The sequence below is a fragment of the Limnohabitans sp. 2KL-27 genome (assembly GCF_001269345.1).
Classification (GTDB): domain Bacteria; phylum Pseudomonadota; class Gammaproteobacteria; order Burkholderiales; family Burkholderiaceae_C; genus Limnohabitans_A.
In genome coordinates this window covers 157,127-174,667 of sequence record NZ_CXOP01000002.1, presented here as the reverse complement: position 1 = coordinate 174,667, position 17,541 = coordinate 157,127, and the positions used below count along the sequence as shown (strand labels likewise).

Sequence of the window (17,541 nt, the reverse complement as noted above, 5' to 3'; positions counted from 1 at the left end):
TCATGAGCGCTGACAAGTTGTCCACACGCCCGCAGCCTTCGGAGGCCACACGCAACCGTGTCACGCTGGCCCCCATGACACAGGACAACTTGGACGCGGTCATGGCCATCGAGCAAACCGCCTACAGCCACCCTTGGACATCGGGCAATTTTCGGGACTCGCTCAACCCCTTGTTTGATGCCCAGTGCCTGTGGCTCGATGGCGAATTGCTCGGCTACTTTTTGGCCATGCGCGGCTTTGAAGAGATGCATTTGCTCAACATCACCGTGGCCCCTGCGCACCAGGGGCAAGGCTGGGGGCACATGATGCTGGACGCTTTGTCGCTCATGTCTCGCCATGCAGGGGCGCAATGGTTGTGGCTGGAGGTGCGGCAAAGCAATCTGCGAGCACAGAAAGTCTACGAGCGCTACGGCTTCAAGCAAGTCAGCATCCGCAAGGATTACTATCCTGCAGGCCGCCAGCAGCGTGAGCATGCGGTGGTGATGAGTTTGAAACTGTGAGCCCAACATGAGCGACCCCACCCGATTCGACCTGGACGACCGCCAACGCGCCATGCTGGCCGAGATGGGCGTGCGCGTGTGGTGGCCGCAGCGCACCGCCGAGGAACAGCCCGAGGTTCAGGCCCTTGCTGCAGCGCCGGAGGTGGCCCTTGCGGTAACTGCGCCCGCAGCGTTGCCCGTCTCGCGTCCTGCGGCCCCAGCCCCCACACCGGCCCTTGCCCGGGTGGGTCAGCCCCTGGCCGAGGGCGTGGACCAGATGGACTGGGCCGCCTTGCAAGCCACCGTGGCCAGTTGCCGGGCCTGTGATTTGTGCGCGAATCGCCAGCAGGCCGTGTTGGGTGTGGGGGATGTGCAAGCCGATTGGTTGGTCATTGGTGACCCGCCTGTCGAAGCCGACGGCCAGCATGGTGAGGCTTTTGTCGGTCCATCCAAGCAACTGCTCGACAACATGCTCAAAGCAGTAGGTTTGAGCCGTGAGGCGAAAGGCGAAAGGGGTGTTTACATCACCAGCAGCTTGAAGTGCCCACTGCCCGGCAGCCGCAACCCCAGCCCGCAAGAATTGGCCACGTGCGAGCCGTATTTGGCGCGGCAGGTGGCCCTCGTCAAGCCCAAAGTCATTGTGTTGATGGGCAGGTTTGCCATTCAGGCGGTGCTGCAGTCGACCGAGCCGCTGGGCAAATTGCGTGGCCAAGTCCACAGTTACCAAGGCGTGCCTGTGGTGGCGACTTATCACCCCGACATACTGCTGCGCAACTTGCCCGACAAGGCCAAAGCCTGGGCCGATCTGGTGATGGCGATGAGCGTGGTGCGCGGCTCGTAAGCTCAGCGCGCTGCCCGCAGGCGAGGGGCTTGTCGCCGCCTGGTCAGCGAAGGCCATGGGCCTGCGCTACCATGGCCTTCATGACCCTGAGCCGACAACAAATCACGCTGCTGATCACGCTGACTTTGGTCTGGGGTTTCAACTGGCCCATGCTCAAGTTGGGCGTGAACCACTTCCCGCCTTTGTCTTTTCGCAGTTTGAGCATGTGGATGGGGCTGCCCTTTCTGGCGCTCGTGCTGTATGTCAAAAAAGTCCCCTTCAGGATTCCGAGGGCCGACTGGAAAGAGCTCTTCATGCTCGCCACCACCAACATGCTGGTCTGGCACATGCTGATCATGCTGGCGGTGCAAAGCCTCTCGAGTGGCCGCTCTGCCATCCTGGGTTACACCATGCCGATTTTTTCCGCCATGATCGGTGTGTTTTGGTACGGGGCAGCGCTGCGCTGGCGGGGCTGGTTCGGGGTGGGGTGTGCGGCTTTGGGGGTGGTGCTGTTGCTCTGGCATGAATTGAGCGCCATCTCGGGCAAACCGCTGGGCGTGGTGCTGGGGCTGGTGGCGGCCGCTTTTTGGGGTTTGGGCACGCAGCAAATCCGCCACACCCGCATCCAGGCGCCGACATTGGCCTTGGTGTTCTGGATGACCTGCATGAGCAGCGTGCTCATGAGTGTTCTGGCCTTTGCATTTGAGCGTGACCATTGGGGGCCACCGCCTCAGATGGCCTGGGTCGCCATCGTGTACAACGCCTTTGGCGTGTTTGTGTTTGCCCAAGCGGCCTGGCTCTCGCTGGCGCGCAATTTGCCGCCGCTGGCCTCCACGCTGAGTGTGATGTTCATTCCAGTGCTGGGCGTGTTCAGCGGGGCCTACTTCCTCAACGAAGCCTTGCATTGGCAAGACTGGGCCGCCATCGTGCTGATCGTGCTGGCCATTGCTTCTGTGCTGTGGCCCGCCAGCACCCCCCCTGCACCGGCCCGACAAGCGGCCGACACCTGACTGACCATGCACCAGGACCTGACCCTTTTGAATTCGGCCGCTTTGCAGCAGGCTTATGCGCAAGGCCTCACCGACCCTGTGGCCGTGACCCGTGCGCACTTGGCACGCATCGCGCAGCGCAACCCGGCACTGCAGGCCTTTGTGCACGTGTGCGAAGAGCTGGCCTTGCAACAGGCCCAGGCCAGTGCCAAGCGATTGGCCGGCGGGCAGCCGCTGGGGCCGCTCGATGGGGTGGTGATGGCCCTCAAAGACAACATCGATGTGGTCGGTATGCCCTGCACGGCAGGCACAGCGGCCTACGCACAGCGCATGCCTGAACACGATGCGCCCGTTTACCAGCGACTGCGCGATGCCGGCATGGTGCTGCTGGGCAAACTCAACATGCACGAAGCCGCCTTGGGGGCCACCACCGACAACCCGGTGTATGGCCGCTGCATCAACCCCTTGCGCGAGGGGCACACGCCGGGCGGCTCCAGCGGTGGCTCGGCCGCTGCCGTGGCCGATCACCTGTGCACCATCGCCATGGGCACCGACACCATGGGCTCGGTCCGCATTCCGGCCGCTTACTGCGGCGTGATGGGCATGATCCCCACGCGCACGCGCATCCCCATGGACGGTATCGTGCCCCTGAGCCCCACGCTGGATGTGGCGGGCCCATTGGCGCGCAGTGGCCACGACCTCGCGCAAACGATGGCTTGCCTCTTGGGCATCCGCTTGGCACCCGTTGCGCAGGCCAGCGTGTGGCGCGGTTTGCGCGTGGGCATCCTGCCGCAAACCCACGAGGTGGACATGGCCCCGACTGTGCACCAAGCCTGGCAGGCCACGCAGCAGCGTCTGCAGACGCTGGGTGCGCAGGTGCAAACCGTGCACTTCCCCGATTGGTCGCCCGCCCGAAACCGCTTGCACGCCTTGCTCATGAGCGAGTGGGAGGGGGCGGATTACTGGCTGAACGCTTTGGGCCCTGAGCTGCCCGGTTTGAGTGCCGGCCTGCAAAAAATGCTGCATTACGGCGCCCGGTTGGGCCCTGAAAAACGGCAAGCCAGTCAGGCTGCCATCGACGGCTTGCGTGCGCAGGCCGGCGCAGTGTTCGCAGACATCGATGTCCTGCTCTTGCCCACCACGCCGCACACCGCTTTTGCCCACACCAACGCCGCACCCGCCAGCCAGGCCGATTGGGCGTGCCTGGCCAATATGCTGGGCGCGCCCGCTTTGTCCTTTCCTTGCCCGACCGAAGGTTTGCCGGTGTCGTGCCAGTTGCTGGCCGCGCCCGGTCAGGACGAGCGCTTGCTTTCGCTGGCCTGTGCGCTCGACACCTTCTGGGACTGAGGCCCGGCTTGCAGGCTGTCCCACAAAGGCCCTAAGGCCTTGGCTTGCGGCAGCGCCCCAACCAGCACGATGAGTTGCTCGGCCTGCGCAACCGCCCAGCCGCTGGCTTGCAGCAACTGGGCCGCTTTGGCCCTCACCTGTTCAGGGCTCAAGGGGTTTTCCGGATCGCCCAACACGTTGACCACTTCGCTGCTGTGTTGGCTGCCGTTGGCCATTTGCAGGTGCAGCCGTGCGCCAAAGCTTTGCGGGTATGCCCGGTCTTGCTCCTGCCCACAGGCCACAGTCACGCGTTCGCGCAGCGCGGCGCAAGCCGGGTCTGCCAGAGCCGCTGGCCCGGTGGCCTCCAGCCCGAAGCCGCCATGGCGCAGGCTCCACGCCACGCCATGCTGCAAGCTGAACTTGCCTTGCAAAGCCGTTTGAGGATGGGGCTGGTCTGCAAACGACAGGGCGACGCCATAGGTTTCCAAGCGCATGCTGGCGATCTGATCGGGGACTATCCCTTGGGCATGCAGCTGCAGCGCACACTCGATGGCGGGGTGCACATGCCTGCAGGCGGGCCAGGGCTTGAAGCTGACTTCGTGCACACGCCAGGCGTGCTCGACTGGGGTTTGTAAAAGGGCTTGCGCCCGCGCTGCGTCCAGATTGCCGCCAGTGGCCTTCAGCCAACCCAGTGGGCCTTCCAGGATGGACAAGGGGCCGGTCATGCCCGCTGCCGCCATGTCGGCGGCCACCAGGCCCGCTTGGGCGCTGTGGCCAGCCGCCATCTGCTTGGCCAGGCCTGGCTCCAGTCGGCATTGCCAGACGCCCGCAGACTGCATGCCGGCCAAGGCCAGGGCGTGTTGCGTCTGAGTGGCGTCGAGCTTGAGCAAGCGGGCGCAGGCCATGGCGCTGGCAAAGACACCAGTGGTGGCGGTGCTGTACCACTGGGCGTAGTGGGCCGGCCCGCTGAGCAGCCCGAGCACGATGGCGGTTTCGTAGCCGACCACCACCGCATCGAGCAAGGCTTCGGGGCTGGCATTTTCGCGCTGGGCCATGGCCAGCACGGCAGGGATGACGGTGTCGCCCGGGTGCACCACGGCTTCGCGGTGTACATCGTCCATTTCGTGGCTGCTGCCCAAGGTGCCATGCCAGCGGGCCGCTTCTGCGGCCTGCAAGCCCGGGTGACCGCACACCCAAATGGGGCCGGGCGCTTGCACCTTCGCCCATTGCCGCAACACCGCACCCAGCTCGGTGGTCTGTCCCAGGTGCGCGCAGCCCAGCCAGTCGATCAGGTGCAGGGCAGCACGCTCACGGTCAGACCGGTGCACAGGTCTGCGCAACGCGGCCACCAGCCATTCGCTCCAGGGCGTTGGGGTGGCGAGGCGCATCACTGTCCCTTGAAGCGGGGCGGTCTTTTTTCGTTGAAGGCCAACACACCTTCGCGCCGGTCTTCGGTGTCCACGAGCTGGTTGTAGGCCTCGATTTCAAACCGGTAAGCCGTGCGCAATTCCATCTGGCTGCCGTAGCGGATGGATTTCTTGACTTGCCGCACCGACAGTGGGGCATTGCGTGCCAGGGTTTTCGCCGTGCTCAGGGCTTGGCCCAAGAGCTGTTCGGGCTCGATGGCTTGGTTGAGCAAGCCCCATTCCAACGCCTGCTGGGCATTGAAGGCTTGGCCCGTCATGATGAGCTCCTTGGCGCGGCGATCACCGATGGCGCGGGGCAAGTTTTGCGTGCCGCCCATGCCGGGCATGATGCCCAGCGTGACCTCGGGCAAGGCAAAGCGTGCGCTGGTGCTGGCGTAAATGAAATCGCAACACAGGGCCAGCTCCAGACCGCCGCCATAGGCATGGCCATTGACCGCGGCGATCGCGGGCAGCGGTAAATCCACCAAGGCCCAAGAGACACGTTCAAAAATCTCATGCTGGTGTGTCCATTGCGCACGCGTCATGCCATTGCGCTCTTTCAGGTCACCGCCTGCGCAGAAAATTTTCGGACCCGCGCCGGTCAGCACCACACAGCGCACGCCTTGTGCATCGTCGGTCAGGCGCAGCCACAGGTCGAGCAACTCCTGACCCATGCGGGTGTTGATCGCGTTGCCGACATCGGGGCGGTTGAGGGTGACCTGCAAGACGCCATCGTCGTGCATCTGCAGCTGCAAGGTGTCCCAGATTTCAGGAAGAGCCATGGGTGCAAACGCCTTCAATAGGATTTGGGCATGCCCAAGACATGCTCGCCGACATACGACAGGATGAGGTTGGTCGAGATCGGGGCCACTTGGTACAGACGGGTTTCGCGGAACTTGCGCTCGATGTCGTATTCGGCTGCAAAACCAAAGCCGCCATGGGTTTGCAGGCAGACGTTGGCCGCTTCCCACGAGGCATCGGCGGCCAGCAGTTTGGACATGTTGGCCTGGGCCCCACAGGGCTGCTGGGCATCGAACAGGCGGGCCGCTTCGTAGCGCATCAGGCTGGCGGCTTCGACGTTGACAAAGGCCCGGGCGATCGGGAACTGGATGCCCTGGTTCTTGGCGATCGGTCGGTCAAACACCACGCGCTGGTTGGCGTAATCCTTGGCTTTGTCCACGAACCAGTAACCGTCGCCAATGCACTCGGCAGCGATCAAGATGCGCTCGGCGTTGAGGCCATCGAGGATGTATTTGAGCCCTTTGCCTTCTTCGCCAATGCGGTTTTCAACCGGGATCTCTAGGTTGTCGATGAAGATTTCATTGGTCTCGTGGTTGACCATGTTGCGGATGGGGCGCACCGTGATCGATTTGCCCACGGCCTCGCGCAAGTCCACCAGAAACACCGACAGGCCTTCGGATTTCTTCTTCACCTCGGCCAAAGGTGTGGTGCGCGCCAGCAGCAGCATGTAGTCTGAGTGCTGCAGCCGCGAGGTCCAGACCTTTTGGCCGTTCACGATGTAGCGGTCGCCTTTGCGCTCGGCAAAGGTCTTGAGCTGGGTGGTGTCCGATCCGGTGGTGGGCTCGGTCACCGCCATCGACTGCATGCGCAACTCGCCGCTGGCAATCTTGGGCAGCAGGGCTTCTTTTTGGGCCTGCGAGCCGTGGCGCACCACGCAACCCATCACATACATCTGGCCATGGCAGGCGCCGGAGTTGCCGCCAGCCCGGTTGATCTCTTCCATGATCACGCTGGCTTCCACCAGGCTCAGGTTGGAGCCACCGTATTCCTCGGGGATCAAGGCCGACAGCCAGCCAGCCGCCGTGAGGGCTTGAACGAATTTTTCGGGAAATGCGCGGGCCTCGTCGATCTCTTGCCAGTAGCGCGAGTCGAATTGGGAGACCACGCTGCGCACGCCGTCGCGCAGGGATTCGAAATTGTTTTCTGTGTGCATGGTGTTTTCAGTTGGGTGCGTATTGTTGGCCGCCGTCGACGTGCAAGACCGTGCCGCTGAGGTAGCCGCAGACGGGGGACGAGCAATGGACGGCCAGTCGGGCGATTTCGTCGGGTTCGGCCAAACGGCCAAAGGGCAATTTCTGGGTCATCTCCAGCCAGCGCGAGGCATCGCCCAGTTTGCTGGCCGCTTGCTGCTTGAGCACGCCTTCGATGCGGTCGCTGCGGGTGGGGGAGGGGTTGATGCCGAACACACGCACGCCCTTGCGCACGCTGCCCGCGCCAATGCCTTGGGTGAACGATATCAAAGCGCCATTGGCCGCAGAGCCGCAAATGTATTCGTAGCGCGGTGCAGCCCCGGCCATGCCGATGATGTTGCAAATCACGCCTTGTCCGCGTGACTCCATCGCTCCCAGGTACAAGCGTGTGAGGTTGATGTAGCTGAACAGCTTGAGTTCCCACGACGCACGCCACGCGTCTTCGGCGATGTCGTGGATGCTGCCGCCCGGAATGGCGCCGGCGTTGTTGACCAGGATGTCCGCAGACGGGAACAAGTTGAACAAAGCGCGGTCCGAGCCGGGTTGCGACAAATCGATTTCCGCGATCGCGGGGGCAGGCAAGCCCTCTTTGGCAAAAGCTGCCAGAGCGGCGTCCAGGTTGCTGCGCTGGCGCGACACCAGCACCGGCTTGGCGCCTTCACGGGCAAAGTTCAGCGCAATGGCCAGGCCAATGCCTTTGGAGCCACCCGTGACGATGACTTGTTTTTGATCGAGTTCGAGGTTCATGCAAAGGGCCTGCAAATGGTGCCAGCCCAAGGGCTGGTCCGGGTTTCAAAATCGTGACAAAACTTGAGCTTGCGCACCAGGCGAGCACCGTCAAACAGTGGGTGCGGGCACCTGTGCGGTGTACCAGTCGGCAATCTGCCCCCCGTTCATGAAGCACACCTGGGGCGACTTCATCAGCAAGTCCAGCATGCGCTCAAAACTGGCAAAGCGGTGGGGCACGCCAATCAGGTGCGGGTGCAGGCCAATGGCCAGCACCCGGGGGTGCGTAGCCGCTTCGCGTTCAAACAAGGCCAGCGTCCGCGCCAGGCGTTCGTACATTTCGTCGCTGGTGTGTTTTTCGATGGCGTAGACGATCGAGTCGTTGATTTCCAGGTTGTAGGGCAAGGCCAGCAAGGGGCCGTTGCGTGTTTGCATCCAGCCAGGCACATCGTCCACCACCCAGTCAAACACGTAGTCCACGCCCTGCTTTTTCAGCAACTCGGGGGTGTCGTGTGTTTCGCGCAGACCGGGGCTGAGCCAGCCTCTGGGGCGCTGGCCCGTGAAGCGCTCGATCATGTCCAGGCTGGTCGCGATCAGGGATTCTTCGGACTCACCCTGGTTGTGGTTCAGACTTTTTTGGTGCACCCCGTGGCCAATGAATTCCCAGCCCGCATCGTGCATGGCTTGCGCAGCTTGGGGGTAAGCGGTGATGACCCCGGCATTGAAGCTGGTGGAGGCGGGCAGACCGCGGTCCTGGATGGCCCGCAGAATGCGCGGCAGACCCGCGCGCATGCCGTAATCGGCCCAGCTGAAGTTGGGCACATCGGGCACCGTCTCTTTGCCGTGCGGCGGTGTGATGATGGTGCGCGGCATGCTCGACTCGAATTGCCAGTGTTCCACGTTCACCACCAAGTGCACCATGATGGCGCCTTCAGGCGCGGCCTTCAGCGTTGGCCCATCGTTGGAGAAGCGGTAGGGAATGCGGGGGTTGGCCATGTCAGTGTCGAATGAGGTTGAGGATGTCGAGTTTGAGCGAGGCAAAGGTTTCGCTGGCGGTGTCGGCCACGGTGCGTGGGCGCGCCAGTGGCACAGTGATCTTGGTCTGGATGCGGCCCGGCCGAGCCGACATCACGTAAACCGTGCTGGCCAAGAAAATCGCCTCGTCGATGTCGTGGGTGACAAAGATGATGGTGGGCTTGAGTTGTTGCCACACATTGAGCAGCAGCTCCTGCATGGTCAATCGGGTTTGCGCATCCAGGGCACCAAAAGGCTCGTCCATCAGCAAGACGCGCGAGCCCAGTGTCAGGATGCGGGCAATGCCCACACGTTGGCGCATACCGCCCGACAACTGCACGGGCAGATGGTTCTTGAAATCGCTCAAGCCCACGATCTTGATCATTTCATGGGCGCGGTCTTCGTACTCGCTGCGCGCCATGCCCTGCACCTTGGGTCCGAAGATCACGTTTTCCCAAACGGTCAGCCAAGGGAACAACGCGGCTTCCTGAAAGACCACGCCCCGATCCGGTCCGGGCGCACGCACGCCTTGGCCGTCGACCAAAAGCTGGCCCTGGCTGGGTTGCTCGAATCCAGCGATCAGGTTGAGCAAAGTGGATTTGCCGCAGCCCGAAGGCCCGAGCAGGGCCACCAGTTCACCCGGGGCCACTTGAAGGTTGATGTCTTCCAGCGCCTTGACGGGTGTGGCACCCGGGTAGGTCTTGTAGAGCTTGTCGATGGAAATGTGAGACATAGTTGTTTCAATGGCTTTGCAGCATGCGCCAGACCAAAACCTTGCTTTCGATGAAAACGATCAGGCGATCACTTAAAAACCCCATGATGCCGATCGACACCATGTCGGCCAGCACGATGTCCATGCGCCCCACGTAGTAGGCGTCCCACAGCACATAGCCCAGGCCCGACTTGACAGCCACCATTTCGGAGACGATCACGGCCGTCCAGGAGATGCCCAGGCCAATGCGCAAGCCGGTGAAGATGGAGGGCATGGCCGCTGGCAGCACCACCCGATACAGCAGTTGCTTGCGGCTGGCCCCCATCATGAGTGCGGCCCGCACCAGGTTGCGCTCGACATCGCGTGCGCCTTGCGTGGTGTTGACCACGATGGCATAAAAGCCACCCAGAAAAATCAGGAAGATGGCCCCCATGTCGCGGATGCCGAACAGGGCAATCGAAAACGGCAGCCAAGCGGTGATCGGGATCGGGCGCAGACTCTGGATGAGCGGGTCAAACAGCTGCTGAACCAGACGGCTCCAGCCAATCAGCAAGCCCAAAGGCACGCCAATCAGGGCCGCCAGAACAAAGCCCTGTGCCACCCGCATTGAGGAGTACTGGACGTTGGACACCCAGGATCCCAGGTAGGGGTTCAGGCCCATGCCGGGCGAGCCAAAAATCCAGCCGTGCCAGCCTTCCAAAACCAGCATGGGGGTGGGCAGGATGCCGGCCATGCCGGGACGGCTGCCTGCCACCTGCCAGACGATCAGAACCAATGCCGGCACCAACATGCCAAGCACTGTCCGACGAAGGGTATCGAGAGAAGCGTTTGCCATGAGGGTGCTGCCTGATTACTTCTTGAGTTCAACAACCATGGAGTCGTCGTACAGGGCGGCGGCTTCCTTGGTCACGTCTTTTTGCACAATGCCTTGTTTGAAGGCGGCTTCAGCCAAGCGCGAGACCTGGTCCTTGTTCAGCACGCCACCGAGCTTGATGATCTTGGCCGATTCTTTGGTCACGTTCAGTGGCAAGCCGGTGTACTTGGAATAAGCATCGGCAAACACGTCTTTGTTCTTGCTCAGGGTTTCTTCGGCCTTGAGGTAAGCCCACAGGAAGCGGCGCACCAGCTCCTTCTTTTGGGTCATGGCTTCGCCAGAGGCGGCCAACATGCCCAGCTCGGCACCCACCGCACGCGATTGGCTGTACTCGAGCTTTTGCGAGAAGTACGCATCGCCTTCGGCCACGGCTTGGGACTCAAAGGGCTCCCACAGCACCATGGCATCGATGTCGCCGCGCTTCATGGCCTGCACAAAGGCGGTGCCACCACCTTGCACGTTCACGGGGGTGAACGAGTTGTAGGGAATGTTCTTCTCGATCAAGGTCATGGCCCACTGGAACCAGACGGCTGAGCCAGGGGCAATGGCAATTTTCTTGCCGTTGATGTCTGCCCAGTCGTCGATTTTCACGCCCTTGCGCACCACCAGGTATTTGGGCGAGCTGCCCACACCGGTCAGGCCGATCAGGTTTTTGCTGCCTTGACCGGCCACGATGGCCAGGTCACCCGCGCCCACGGCCGAGACGTCCACCGAGTTGGACAGCAAGGCGGTGCGGGCATCGGCGTAGCGCACGAACTCGGCACGCTTGACTTCGATGTTCATCTTCTTGAGCTCTTCTTCGACCAAGAGCATGGGCGAAAGGTGGCCCACTTTGACGTAGCCCACTGTCAGTGTGGCTTTGTCTTTGAGGGGGGCGGGCGCTGGGCCCAAGGCCAAAGCCATGCCGGTTGAGACCGACAGTGCAAAGCCGATGAGGGAAGTCAAAAGTTTCATCTGAATACTCCTGGGTTGGGGGTTATTGGCCGGTGAACAAGGGGGACCGCTTTTGTGCGAAAGCCAGCCGGCCTTCCGCATAATCGTTGCTTTTGAAGCAGGCGTCGATGGCGGTTTCCACTGACGTCATGTCTTCTTCATCTTCTGCCAGTGCTACCAAAGTTTTCTTGGCGGCCTGAATGGTCAAGGGCGCGTTGGCTGCGATCTCATGGGCCAAGGCGGTGCAGTGCGCAAAAACATCATCTACCACTGCAAGGACCATGCCCATGGCCTGCGCGCTGGCCGCGTCATAGACCCGTGCGGTGTAAAAAGCCTCTGCCGTGGCCTGGGGGCCCAGGTTGTTCAGAATGCTTTTCATGTTCTCGCAGTCATAGCCCAAGCCCATGCGGGCCGCAGGCATGCGAAAACGCGAATGCGGTGCGGCGTAACGCAGGTCGCAGCTCAAGGCCAGGCCCAGCCCGCCGCCATAGCAAATGCCACTGATGGCCGCGATCACCGGCACGCGGCATCGAAAAATCGCTTGCTGGGTGCGCTTGACCATGTCGTTGTAATGCACCACCGAAGCCTCGGAGTTGCGCTGGGTTTCGAACTCGCTGATGTTGGCCCCCGACACAAAGGACTTCTCGCCCGCGCCGCGCAGCACACACACACGCACCTCTGTAAGGCGGTCCATCTCTTCAAAAGCGGCCAGCAAGGCCGTCCACATGGACAGGCTCATCGCGTTGTGCCGGGTGATGTCGTCGATCGTGACCTGTGCCACATGGCCTTGCACGTTCAGATCGATGCGGCCTTCGCTCATACAACACCCCGGGCATGGAAGCCCTCAATGTCAGTGGCCGAAAAACCCAGATCACCCAGCACCTCGTCGGTGTGCTCACCCCAGCCTGGGGCCGGGGCCACCACCTTGGACGGCGTGCGGCTGAGCACCACCGGTTGTGTGATGAAGTGCATGTCCTTGCCAAATTGTGTGGGCAGTGTGGTGGTCACTTGCAGGTGCTTGACCTGCTCGTCTTCAAACACCTGCGGCACGGTATAGACCGGCCCGGCCGGCACGCCCGCTTGGTTGAGCATCGAGACCCATTGGTGAACGGTTTTCTTCGGAAACTCTTCGGCGATCAAGCGGTTCAGGCGCTCCCTGTTCTTGACGCGCAACGGCTCGGTCACAAATTCCGGGTCTTGGTACCAGTCGGGTTTTTGCAGCACTTCGCAAAAGCGCTTCCAGTTGCCCTCGCCCGATGCGCCCAAATTGAAGCAGCCATCGCTGGCCTCGAACAAGCCCATGGGCGAGCTGGTCGGGTGGTTGTTGCCCACCTGCACGGGCACGTCGTTGTCGTTCAGGTAGCGGGCCATCTGGAAATCCATCATGGCAATTTGCGAGTGCAGCAAGGAGCTTTGCACCCACTGGCCCTGGCCCGAGGTTTCGCGCTCGATCAAGGCCACCAAAATGCCGATGGCGCAGTACAGCCCGGCGCTCAGGTCGGCCACCGCCAGGCCCGCCCGGATGGGGCCGTGTTCGGGCTCACCCGTCACGCTCATCAGCCCGCCCATGCCCTGGATGATCTGGTCAAAGCCTGGCCGCCAAGCATAGGGACCGTCCTGCCCAAAGCCGGAAATGCTGGCCAAGATGATGCGCGGGTTGATGGCCTTGAGCGACGCGTAATCCAGCCCCAGGCGGTCCTTCACATCGGGCCGCCAGTTTTCCACCACCACATCCGCCTCGGCAATCATCCGTTTGAGGATGTCCATCGCCCCCTCTTTCTTGAGGTTCAGCGTCATCGAGCGTTTGTTGCGGTTGATGTTCTGAAAATCGCCCCCCTTGCGGTTGGCGGCAAACATCGCTTCGTTGGGATCGACCCCTTCAGGCGGCTCGACGCGCACCACATCCGCACCAAAATCGGTCAGGATGCGCACGCAGTTGGGGCCCGCACGGACGCGGGACAGGTCGATGACCTTGAAGCGTGAAAGTGCAGAGGAAGCTTGAATTTTGGCCATAAATGTTGTGTTGGATGACTTTAAAAACAAAGTCACCATCCATAAATATATTTATAGTCTATATCTGTATGCAAAGCAATATGCCAAAATATCAGTGTTAGCCCTAAGAAACGCCCCATGAAAGTCAGCGACCAAATCCGTTTGCACTTGGAAGAAGCCATGTCCAAGGGTGATTTGTTGCCTGGGGACCCGATCGACGAAGGGGCTTTGTCCGAGCGTTTCGGTGTTTCCAAAACACCGATTCGCGAGGCCCTCATCCAGTTGCAGGCCCAGGGCTGGGTCAGCAACATGCCCCGGGGCGGGAGCACCGTCACCAAGATGAACCTGCAGCAACTGCTCAGCCTGTGGGAGTTGCTGGCCGAGCTGGAGGCCGTGGCCGTGCGCCTGGCCTGCGAGCGCATGGCCGAAGAAGACCTGCACAAGCTGCTCGCATTGCACGAAGAAAGCCGCCTGGTGGCCGCTGCCGAGGACTTGCAGGGCTGGCAAAAGCTCAATCTGGCGTTTCATGAGCTCATTTACCAAGGCACACGCAACCCGTTTTTGCGGCAAGAAGTCTTGCGCATCCGTTTTCGCACAGGCGTTTACCGCCGCCACGCCTTTGGTGCCCTGGGCCGTTTGCAGACCTCTTTTGAGCAGCACGAACAGATTGTTCAGGCCCTGCGCGTGCGCGATGCCGATGCGGCTGTTTTCTCGATGCGCGACCACATGCGCCCCGGGCGTGATGCCAAAAGCCTGAACGACTTCATCCTCAATTTGCCCACGGACCTGCTGGCTTCGCAGTGAAGCGCCGCGTGTGGGGCGCCGCTTAAAATCATCCCCCATGACCTTCCTCGACATGCTGCGCGCCGCCGAGCGCCAAAACGGCTCCATGCTTTGCGTGGGCCTGGACCCCGAGCCCACCAAGTTCCCGGACCGCTACAAGGGCGACGCCAACAAGATCTACGACTTTTGCGCCGCCATCGTCGACGCCACGGCCGACCTGGTCAGCGGCTTCAAGCCCCAAATCGCCTATTTCGCCGCGCACCGTGCCGAAGGCCAGCTCGAACGCCTGATGGAACACATGCGCCGTGTGGCCCCGCATGTGCCCATCATCCTGGACGCCAAGCGCGGCGACATTGGCTCGACTGCCGAGCAGTACGCCAAAGAAGCCTTCGAGCGCTACGGCGCCGACGCCGTGACCCTCTCGCCTTTCATGGGCTGGGACTCGGTGGCCCCTTATTTGAAGTACGAAGGCAAAGGCGCCTTCTTGCTGTGCCGCACCTCCAACCCCGGCGGTGATGACCTGCAAAACCAGCGTTTGGCCTCGGTCGAGGGTCAGCCTTTGTTGTACGAACACGTTGCCAAACTGGCCCAAGGCCCCTGGAACCTGAACGGCCAACTCGGCCTGGTGGTGGGTGCGACCTACCCGGCAGAGATCGAGCGCGTGCGCGAACTCGCTCCCACCTTGCCCCTCTTGATCCCCGGCGTGGGCGCACAAGGCGGCGACGCGGTCACCACCGTCAAGGCCGGCTGGCGCGCCCATGCCGACGGCTCCAGCGCCGGCCCGATCATCGTCAATTCGTCGCGTGCGGTGCTTTACGCCTCGAGCGGCGAAGACTTTGCAGCGGCTGCACGCCGTGTGGCCATGCAGACAAGGGACACCCTCGAAGCAGCCAAGCTGTGACGCGCGTTCAGTCAAAGGGTGAGGCCCCAAGCGGGTTGATTGGCGTTTGCGGTCTTTGAAAGCCTGTCACAACCGTTCGGCCTTTTTTGCCGATCTCGTTTAGGATGAACCAAGCAGTTCTCCAACAAAACAGCACCTCGCCAGTGCCGGAGACTGTTGTTGAGTCAGCTTTCCACGCGTTTTTTCCGTTCAGATCTTCCATTCAAAGGTTTTCGATGGCATCCAAACTGACCAAATATGTCTGCGCAGTGGTGTGCGCTTTGGCGGGCACATGGGCCCAAGCGCAAAGCGTTGGCGCATACCCCAACCGTCCGATCAAACTCATCGTCACAGTGCCGCCAGGAGGCGCTGCAGACTTCATCGCCAGATTGCTGGCAGCCAAGTTGTCCACCTCGATGGGGCAACCCGTTGTTGTGGAAAACAAGGCGGGCGCCAGCGGCTCATTGGCCAGCGATTTCGTCGCCAAGTCAGCGCCCGACGGCTACACCTTGCTGCAAAACTCGATCACAACGCATGGCATTGGTCCCCACTTGATGGCCAAGTTGCCCTACGACCCCATCACATCGTTCGCGCCCATCACCATGCTGGCAAGCTTGCCGTTGATCATGACCATCAACGCTGAATTGAAAGCACAAACGCTGCCTGAGTTTGTGGCGCTGGCCAAGCAAAGGCCTGGTAAGTTGGCCTTCGCCTCGTCGGGCAACGGTGGTGCACCGCACATGGCGGGCGAGTTGTTCACCGCGGCAACATCGATCGACATGATCCATGCGCCTTACCGCGGTAGCGGCCCCGCTGTGGCAGACCTGGTGGGCGGACAAGTCCAAGTCATGTTTGATGGCGCACCGTCACTGCTGCCACACATCACGAGCGGAAAGATCCGGGCTGTGGCCGCTGCCAGTCCTCGACGAAACCCCCTGTTGCCCAACACGCCCACCTTTGCTGAGTTGGGCTTTCCTTCGGTCAATGTCGCACTTTGGTACGGCTTGATGGCGCCAGCTGGCACACCGCCTGACATCATTGCCCGCTTGAACCGCGAAGTGAACCAGGCGCTCAAGTCGAGCGACGTTCTCGAGCGCTTTGCGTCCCAAGGAACAGAGGCCCTAGGCGGAACGCCAGAGCAAGCGGCCAGCTACGTGCGGCAAGAACTTGACCGCTGGGGCCCGGTGGTGAAAAAAGCAGGCATCGTGGCCAACTGAGCATGGATCTCAGCATGCTGTCTCTGGTGTTGCGGCCTCTTTCATGAAGCTGCTGGATGGCGCATCTCCAACGCATGCGCTTGCTCAATGGGCGGTTGAGTCGAAGTGGACTGATGTCGATGCGGCGACTCGATCGTCGGCTGCTTCATCATGGATGAATTGGTTTGCCTGTGCCCTCGGTGGCGCAGGTGACCCCGCCTTGGACAGACTGCTCTTGGCGCTAGCGCCTTTCGGCCGCGGTGATGCACCACTGATCGGCCGCGCTGAAAAGTTTGACCCTGCAACCATTGCATTGCTTCACGCTTTTGCTTCGAACATCCTTGACTACGACGACACGCATTGGCCGACGGGAATTCATCCTGCGGGCACAGTGGCGTCGGCCCTGGTGGCCTGGGCCAGTCAGACGGTCGTGAGCGGCGAGGATTTCTTGCATGCGTTTTTGTTGGGTATGGAGGTGGAGTGCCGAATCGGTCTGGCCGTTTCGCCCGGTCACTACGAGCGGGGTTGGCACATCACGGCCACTTGCGGCGTCTTGGGTGCTGCGGTTGCTGTAGGACGCCTGATGCGCCTGAGTCCCCAGGAAATGGCTTGGGCAATGGGCCATGCCGCCACACAGTCGGGTGGCTTGGTGGCCAGTCTGGGCACCATGGCCAAGAGCTTGAACATTGCCCATGCGGCGCGCAACGGCTTGGTGGCGGCACAGCTTGCAAGGCATGGCATCACGGCCAACGACCGGGTGTTGGAGGCACGGTTCGGGTTCTCCGAAGTCATGGGGTCACGACCTCTGGATGCGGGTCTTTGCGAAGGCTTGGGACAACATTGGGTAGCGACACAAAATACGTTCAAGCCCTACCCGTGCGGCTTTTTGCTGCACCCCACATTGGACGCCTGCTTGGGCATGGCCGATGACCCGATCCATGCCGGGGATGAAATTGAACACATCACGGTCACGGTTCATCCCTTGTCGCAAATACGTGCAGACCGCCTTCATCCGGCTGATGGACTTGAATCCAAGCTCAGCCTTCAGCATGCGGTGGCCATGGCCATCACGCGGGGCCAAGCCGGTGTGCGAGCATTTACCGATGCTGCTGTGAATGATGTGCTCGTTCGCAACTGCCGTCAAAAGGTCAAGATCGTGGCAGACGAACGCCTGAGCACTGAAGAAGCTCGGGTGGTGATTCACCTGCAAAGCGGGCGTTTGATCACCCGCGAGATCCTTGGGGCGCAAGCACCCATGACCTCTGAGGCACTGGCACGCAAGTTTCGCGAGCTCGCCGCTTGGGGGGCGCCGCATTGCCATGCCGACGAACTGTTGGAGGCGCTGGGCCGATTCCCTCAAATGGCCAATGTTGCGGAGCTGATCGCCATGACCGTGCCGCAATCCCGATGACCTCCCTTT

The 17,541-nt window shown here is 61.6% G+C and carries 19 protein-coding genes; 8 read left to right on the top strand and 11 right to left on the bottom strand.

Annotated features, from left to right (window positions below):
- Window positions 1-2: 2 nt before the first annotated feature.
- The 4 genes from rimI to LHAB_RS03415 all read left to right on the top strand — a co-directional run bounded on the left by rimI (window position 3) and on the right by LHAB_RS03415 (window position 3,635).
- Window positions 3-500, top strand: coding sequence for a ribosomal protein S18-alanine N-acetyltransferase (gene rimI, locus LHAB_RS03430; protein ID WP_228763331.1), 498 nt, complete (start codon window positions 3-5; stop codon window positions 498-500).
- Between the two features lie 7 nt (window positions 501-507).
- On the top strand, window positions 508-1,320 hold the full coding sequence (locus LHAB_RS03425) for a uracil-DNA glycosylase (RefSeq protein ID WP_090043988.1): 813 nt from the start codon (window positions 508-510) through the stop codon (window positions 1,318-1,320).
- A gap of 80 nt (window positions 1,321-1,400) precedes the next feature.
- On the top strand, window positions 1,401-2,309 hold the full coding sequence (locus LHAB_RS03420) for a DMT family transporter (RefSeq protein ID WP_090047606.1): 909 nt from the start codon (window positions 1,401-1,403) through the stop codon (window positions 2,307-2,309).
- Window positions 2,310-2,315: 6 nt separating this feature from the next.
- Complete coding sequence (locus LHAB_RS03415) at window positions 2,316-3,635, top strand: amidase (RefSeq protein WP_090043987.1); 1,320 nt, start codon at window positions 2,316-2,318, stop codon at window positions 3,633-3,635.
- Here LHAB_RS03415 and LHAB_RS03410 read toward each other — a convergent pair.
- From LHAB_RS03410 to LHAB_RS03365, 10 genes are all read right to left on the bottom strand, one after another.
- Complete coding sequence (locus LHAB_RS03410) at window positions 3,581-5,002, bottom strand: MmgE/PrpD family protein (RefSeq protein ID WP_090043986.1); 1,422 nt, start codon at window positions 5,000-5,002, stop codon at window positions 3,581-3,583. The genes LHAB_RS03415 and LHAB_RS03410 overlap by 55 nt on opposite strands.
- Complete coding sequence (locus LHAB_RS03405) at window positions 5,002-5,802, bottom strand: enoyl-CoA hydratase/isomerase family protein (RefSeq protein WP_090043985.1); 801 nt, start codon at window positions 5,800-5,802, stop codon at window positions 5,002-5,004. Before LHAB_RS03405 ends, LHAB_RS03410 begins: the two co-directional genes overlap by 1 nt.
- Window positions 5,803-5,816: 14 nt before the next feature.
- Window positions 5,817-6,974 carry an acyl-CoA dehydrogenase family protein gene (locus tag LHAB_RS03400; protein ID WP_090043984.1) on the bottom strand — a complete coding sequence of 386 codons (1,158 nt, stop codon included), beginning with the start codon at window positions 6,972-6,974 and terminating at the stop codon, window positions 5,817-5,819.
- Window positions 6,975-6,981: 7 nt separating this feature from the next.
- Entirely contained in the window at window positions 6,982-7,758 is a 777-nt protein-coding gene (locus LHAB_RS03395) for a short-chain dehydrogenase/reductase (protein ID WP_090047604.1), read from the bottom strand.
- Between the two features lie 90 nt (window positions 7,759-7,848).
- Window positions 7,849-8,733, bottom strand: coding sequence for a polysaccharide deacetylase family protein (locus LHAB_RS03390; protein ID WP_090043983.1), 885 nt, complete (start codon window positions 8,731-8,733; stop codon window positions 7,849-7,851).
- Window position 8,734: 1 nt separating this feature from the next.
- A complete protein-coding gene (locus tag LHAB_RS03385; protein WP_090043982.1) occupies window positions 8,735-9,484 on the bottom strand; it encodes an ABC transporter ATP-binding protein in 750 nt (249 codons plus the stop codon).
- Window positions 9,485-9,491: 7 nt separating this feature from the next.
- Complete coding sequence (locus tag LHAB_RS03380; RefSeq protein WP_090043981.1) at window positions 9,492-10,298, bottom strand: ABC transporter permease; 807 nt, start codon at window positions 10,296-10,298, stop codon at window positions 9,492-9,494.
- 15 nt (window positions 10,299-10,313) lie between these two features.
- Window positions 10,314-11,291 carry an ABC transporter substrate-binding protein gene (locus tag LHAB_RS03375; protein WP_090043980.1) on the bottom strand — a complete coding sequence of 326 codons (978 nt, stop codon included), beginning with the start codon at window positions 11,289-11,291 and terminating at the stop codon, window positions 10,314-10,316.
- Window positions 11,292-11,313: 22 nt separating this feature from the next.
- Window positions 11,314-12,090, bottom strand: coding sequence for an enoyl-CoA hydratase (locus tag LHAB_RS03370; protein ID WP_090043979.1), 777 nt, complete (start codon window positions 12,088-12,090; stop codon window positions 11,314-11,316).
- On the bottom strand, window positions 12,087-13,283 hold the full coding sequence (locus LHAB_RS03365) for a CaiB/BaiF CoA transferase family protein (RefSeq protein WP_090043978.1): 1,197 nt from the start codon (window positions 13,281-13,283) through the stop codon (window positions 12,087-12,089). Before LHAB_RS03365 ends, LHAB_RS03370 begins: the two co-directional genes overlap by 4 nt.
- 117 nt (window positions 13,284-13,400) lie before the next feature.
- On the opposite strand from LHAB_RS03365, the gene LHAB_RS03360 reads away from it, so the two are divergent.
- Together LHAB_RS03360 and pyrF are read left to right on the top strand one after the other, a co-directional pair.
- Window positions 13,401-14,066, top strand: a complete 666-nt coding sequence (locus LHAB_RS03360) for a GntR family transcriptional regulator (protein WP_090043977.1) — start codon at window positions 13,401-13,403, stop codon at window positions 14,064-14,066.
- Window positions 14,067-14,103: 37 nt separating this feature from the next.
- Complete coding sequence (gene pyrF / locus LHAB_RS03355; RefSeq protein WP_194943076.1) at window positions 14,104-14,946, top strand: orotidine-5'-phosphate decarboxylase; 843 nt, start codon at window positions 14,104-14,106, stop codon at window positions 14,944-14,946.
- 7 nt (window positions 14,947-14,953) lie between these two features.
- Here the strand turns inward: pyrF and LHAB_RS14605 are convergent, their stop codons facing one another.
- Window positions 14,954-15,148, bottom strand: coding sequence for a hypothetical protein (locus LHAB_RS14605; protein WP_194943075.1), 195 nt, complete (start codon window positions 15,146-15,148; stop codon window positions 14,954-14,956).
- A gap of 13 nt (window positions 15,149-15,161) precedes the next feature.
- On the opposite strand from LHAB_RS14605, the gene LHAB_RS03350 reads away from it, so the two are divergent.
- Together LHAB_RS03350 and LHAB_RS03345 are read left to right on the top strand one after the other, a co-directional pair.
- The gene (locus tag LHAB_RS03350; RefSeq protein WP_194943074.1) at window positions 15,162-16,142 is read left to right on the top strand and encodes a Bug family tripartite tricarboxylate transporter substrate binding protein; all 981 of its coding nucleotides are present in this window, start codon (window positions 15,162-15,164) and stop codon (window positions 16,140-16,142) included.
- A 43-nt stretch (window positions 16,143-16,185) separates the two neighbouring features.
- Window positions 16,186-17,532, top strand: coding sequence for an MmgE/PrpD family protein (locus LHAB_RS03345; protein WP_090043975.1), 1,347 nt, complete (start codon window positions 16,186-16,188; stop codon window positions 17,530-17,532).
- The last annotated feature ends 9 nt before the right edge of the window (window positions 17,533-17,541 follow it).

What these genes read in the sequence shown, in the direction of transcription:
- LHAB_RS03345 (WP_090043975.1), top strand. Translation starts at nt 16,186, where the DNA reads ATGAAGCTGCTGGATGGCGCATCTCCAACGCATGCGCTTGCTCAATGG.
- LHAB_RS03405 (WP_090043985.1), bottom strand. Translation starts at nt 5,802, where the DNA reads ATGGCTCTTCCTGAAATCTGGGACACCTTGCAGCTGCAGATGCACGAC.
- rimI (WP_228763331.1), top strand. Translation starts at nt 3, where the DNA reads ATGAGCGCTGACAAGTTGTCCACACGCCCGCAGCCTTCGGAGGCCACA.
- LHAB_RS03350 (WP_194943074.1), top strand. Translation starts at nt 15,162, where the DNA reads ATGGCATCCAAACTGACCAAATATGTCTGCGCAGTGGTGTGCGCTTTG.
- LHAB_RS03365 (WP_090043978.1), bottom strand. Translation starts at nt 13,283, where the DNA reads ATGGCCAAAATTCAAGCTTCCTCTGCACTTTCACGCTTCAAGGTCATC.
- LHAB_RS03400 (WP_090043984.1), bottom strand. Translation starts at nt 6,974, where the DNA reads ATGCACACAGAAAACAATTTCGAATCCCTGCGCGACGGCGTGCGCAGC.
- LHAB_RS03395 (WP_090047604.1), bottom strand. Translation starts at nt 7,758, where the DNA reads ATGAACCTCGAACTCGATCAAAAACAAGTCATCGTCACGGGTGGCTCC.
- LHAB_RS03370 (WP_090043979.1), bottom strand. Translation starts at nt 12,090, where the DNA reads ATGAGCGAAGGCCGCATCGATCTGAACGTGCAAGGCCATGTGGCACAG.
- LHAB_RS03390 (WP_090043983.1), bottom strand. Translation starts at nt 8,733, where the DNA reads ATGGCCAACCCCCGCATTCCCTACCGCTTCTCCAACGATGGGCCAACG.
- LHAB_RS03420 (WP_090047606.1), top strand. Translation starts at nt 1,401, where the DNA reads ATGACCCTGAGCCGACAACAAATCACGCTGCTGATCACGCTGACTTTG.
- LHAB_RS14605 (WP_194943075.1), bottom strand. Translation starts at nt 15,148, where the DNA reads ATGGAAGATCTGAACGGAAAAAACGCGTGGAAAGCTGACTCAACAACA.
- LHAB_RS03375 (WP_090043980.1), bottom strand. Translation starts at nt 11,291, where the DNA reads ATGAAACTTTTGACTTCCCTCATCGGCTTTGCACTGTCGGTCTCAACC.
- pyrF (WP_194943076.1), top strand. Translation starts at nt 14,104, where the DNA reads ATGACCTTCCTCGACATGCTGCGCGCCGCCGAGCGCCAAAACGGCTCC.
- LHAB_RS03360 (WP_090043977.1), top strand. Translation starts at nt 13,401, where the DNA reads ATGAAAGTCAGCGACCAAATCCGTTTGCACTTGGAAGAAGCCATGTCC.
- LHAB_RS03380 (WP_090043981.1), bottom strand. Translation starts at nt 10,298, where the DNA reads ATGGCAAACGCTTCTCTCGATACCCTTCGTCGGACAGTGCTTGGCATG.
- LHAB_RS03425 (WP_090043988.1), top strand. Translation starts at nt 508, where the DNA reads ATGAGCGACCCCACCCGATTCGACCTGGACGACCGCCAACGCGCCATG.
- LHAB_RS03410 (WP_090043986.1), bottom strand. Translation starts at nt 5,002, where the DNA reads ATGCGCCTCGCCACCCCAACGCCCTGGAGCGAATGGCTGGTGGCCGCG.
- LHAB_RS03385 (WP_090043982.1), bottom strand. Translation starts at nt 9,484, where the DNA reads ATGTCTCACATTTCCATCGACAAGCTCTACAAGACCTACCCGGGTGCC.
- LHAB_RS03415 (WP_090043987.1), top strand. Translation starts at nt 2,316, where the DNA reads ATGCACCAGGACCTGACCCTTTTGAATTCGGCCGCTTTGCAGCAGGCT.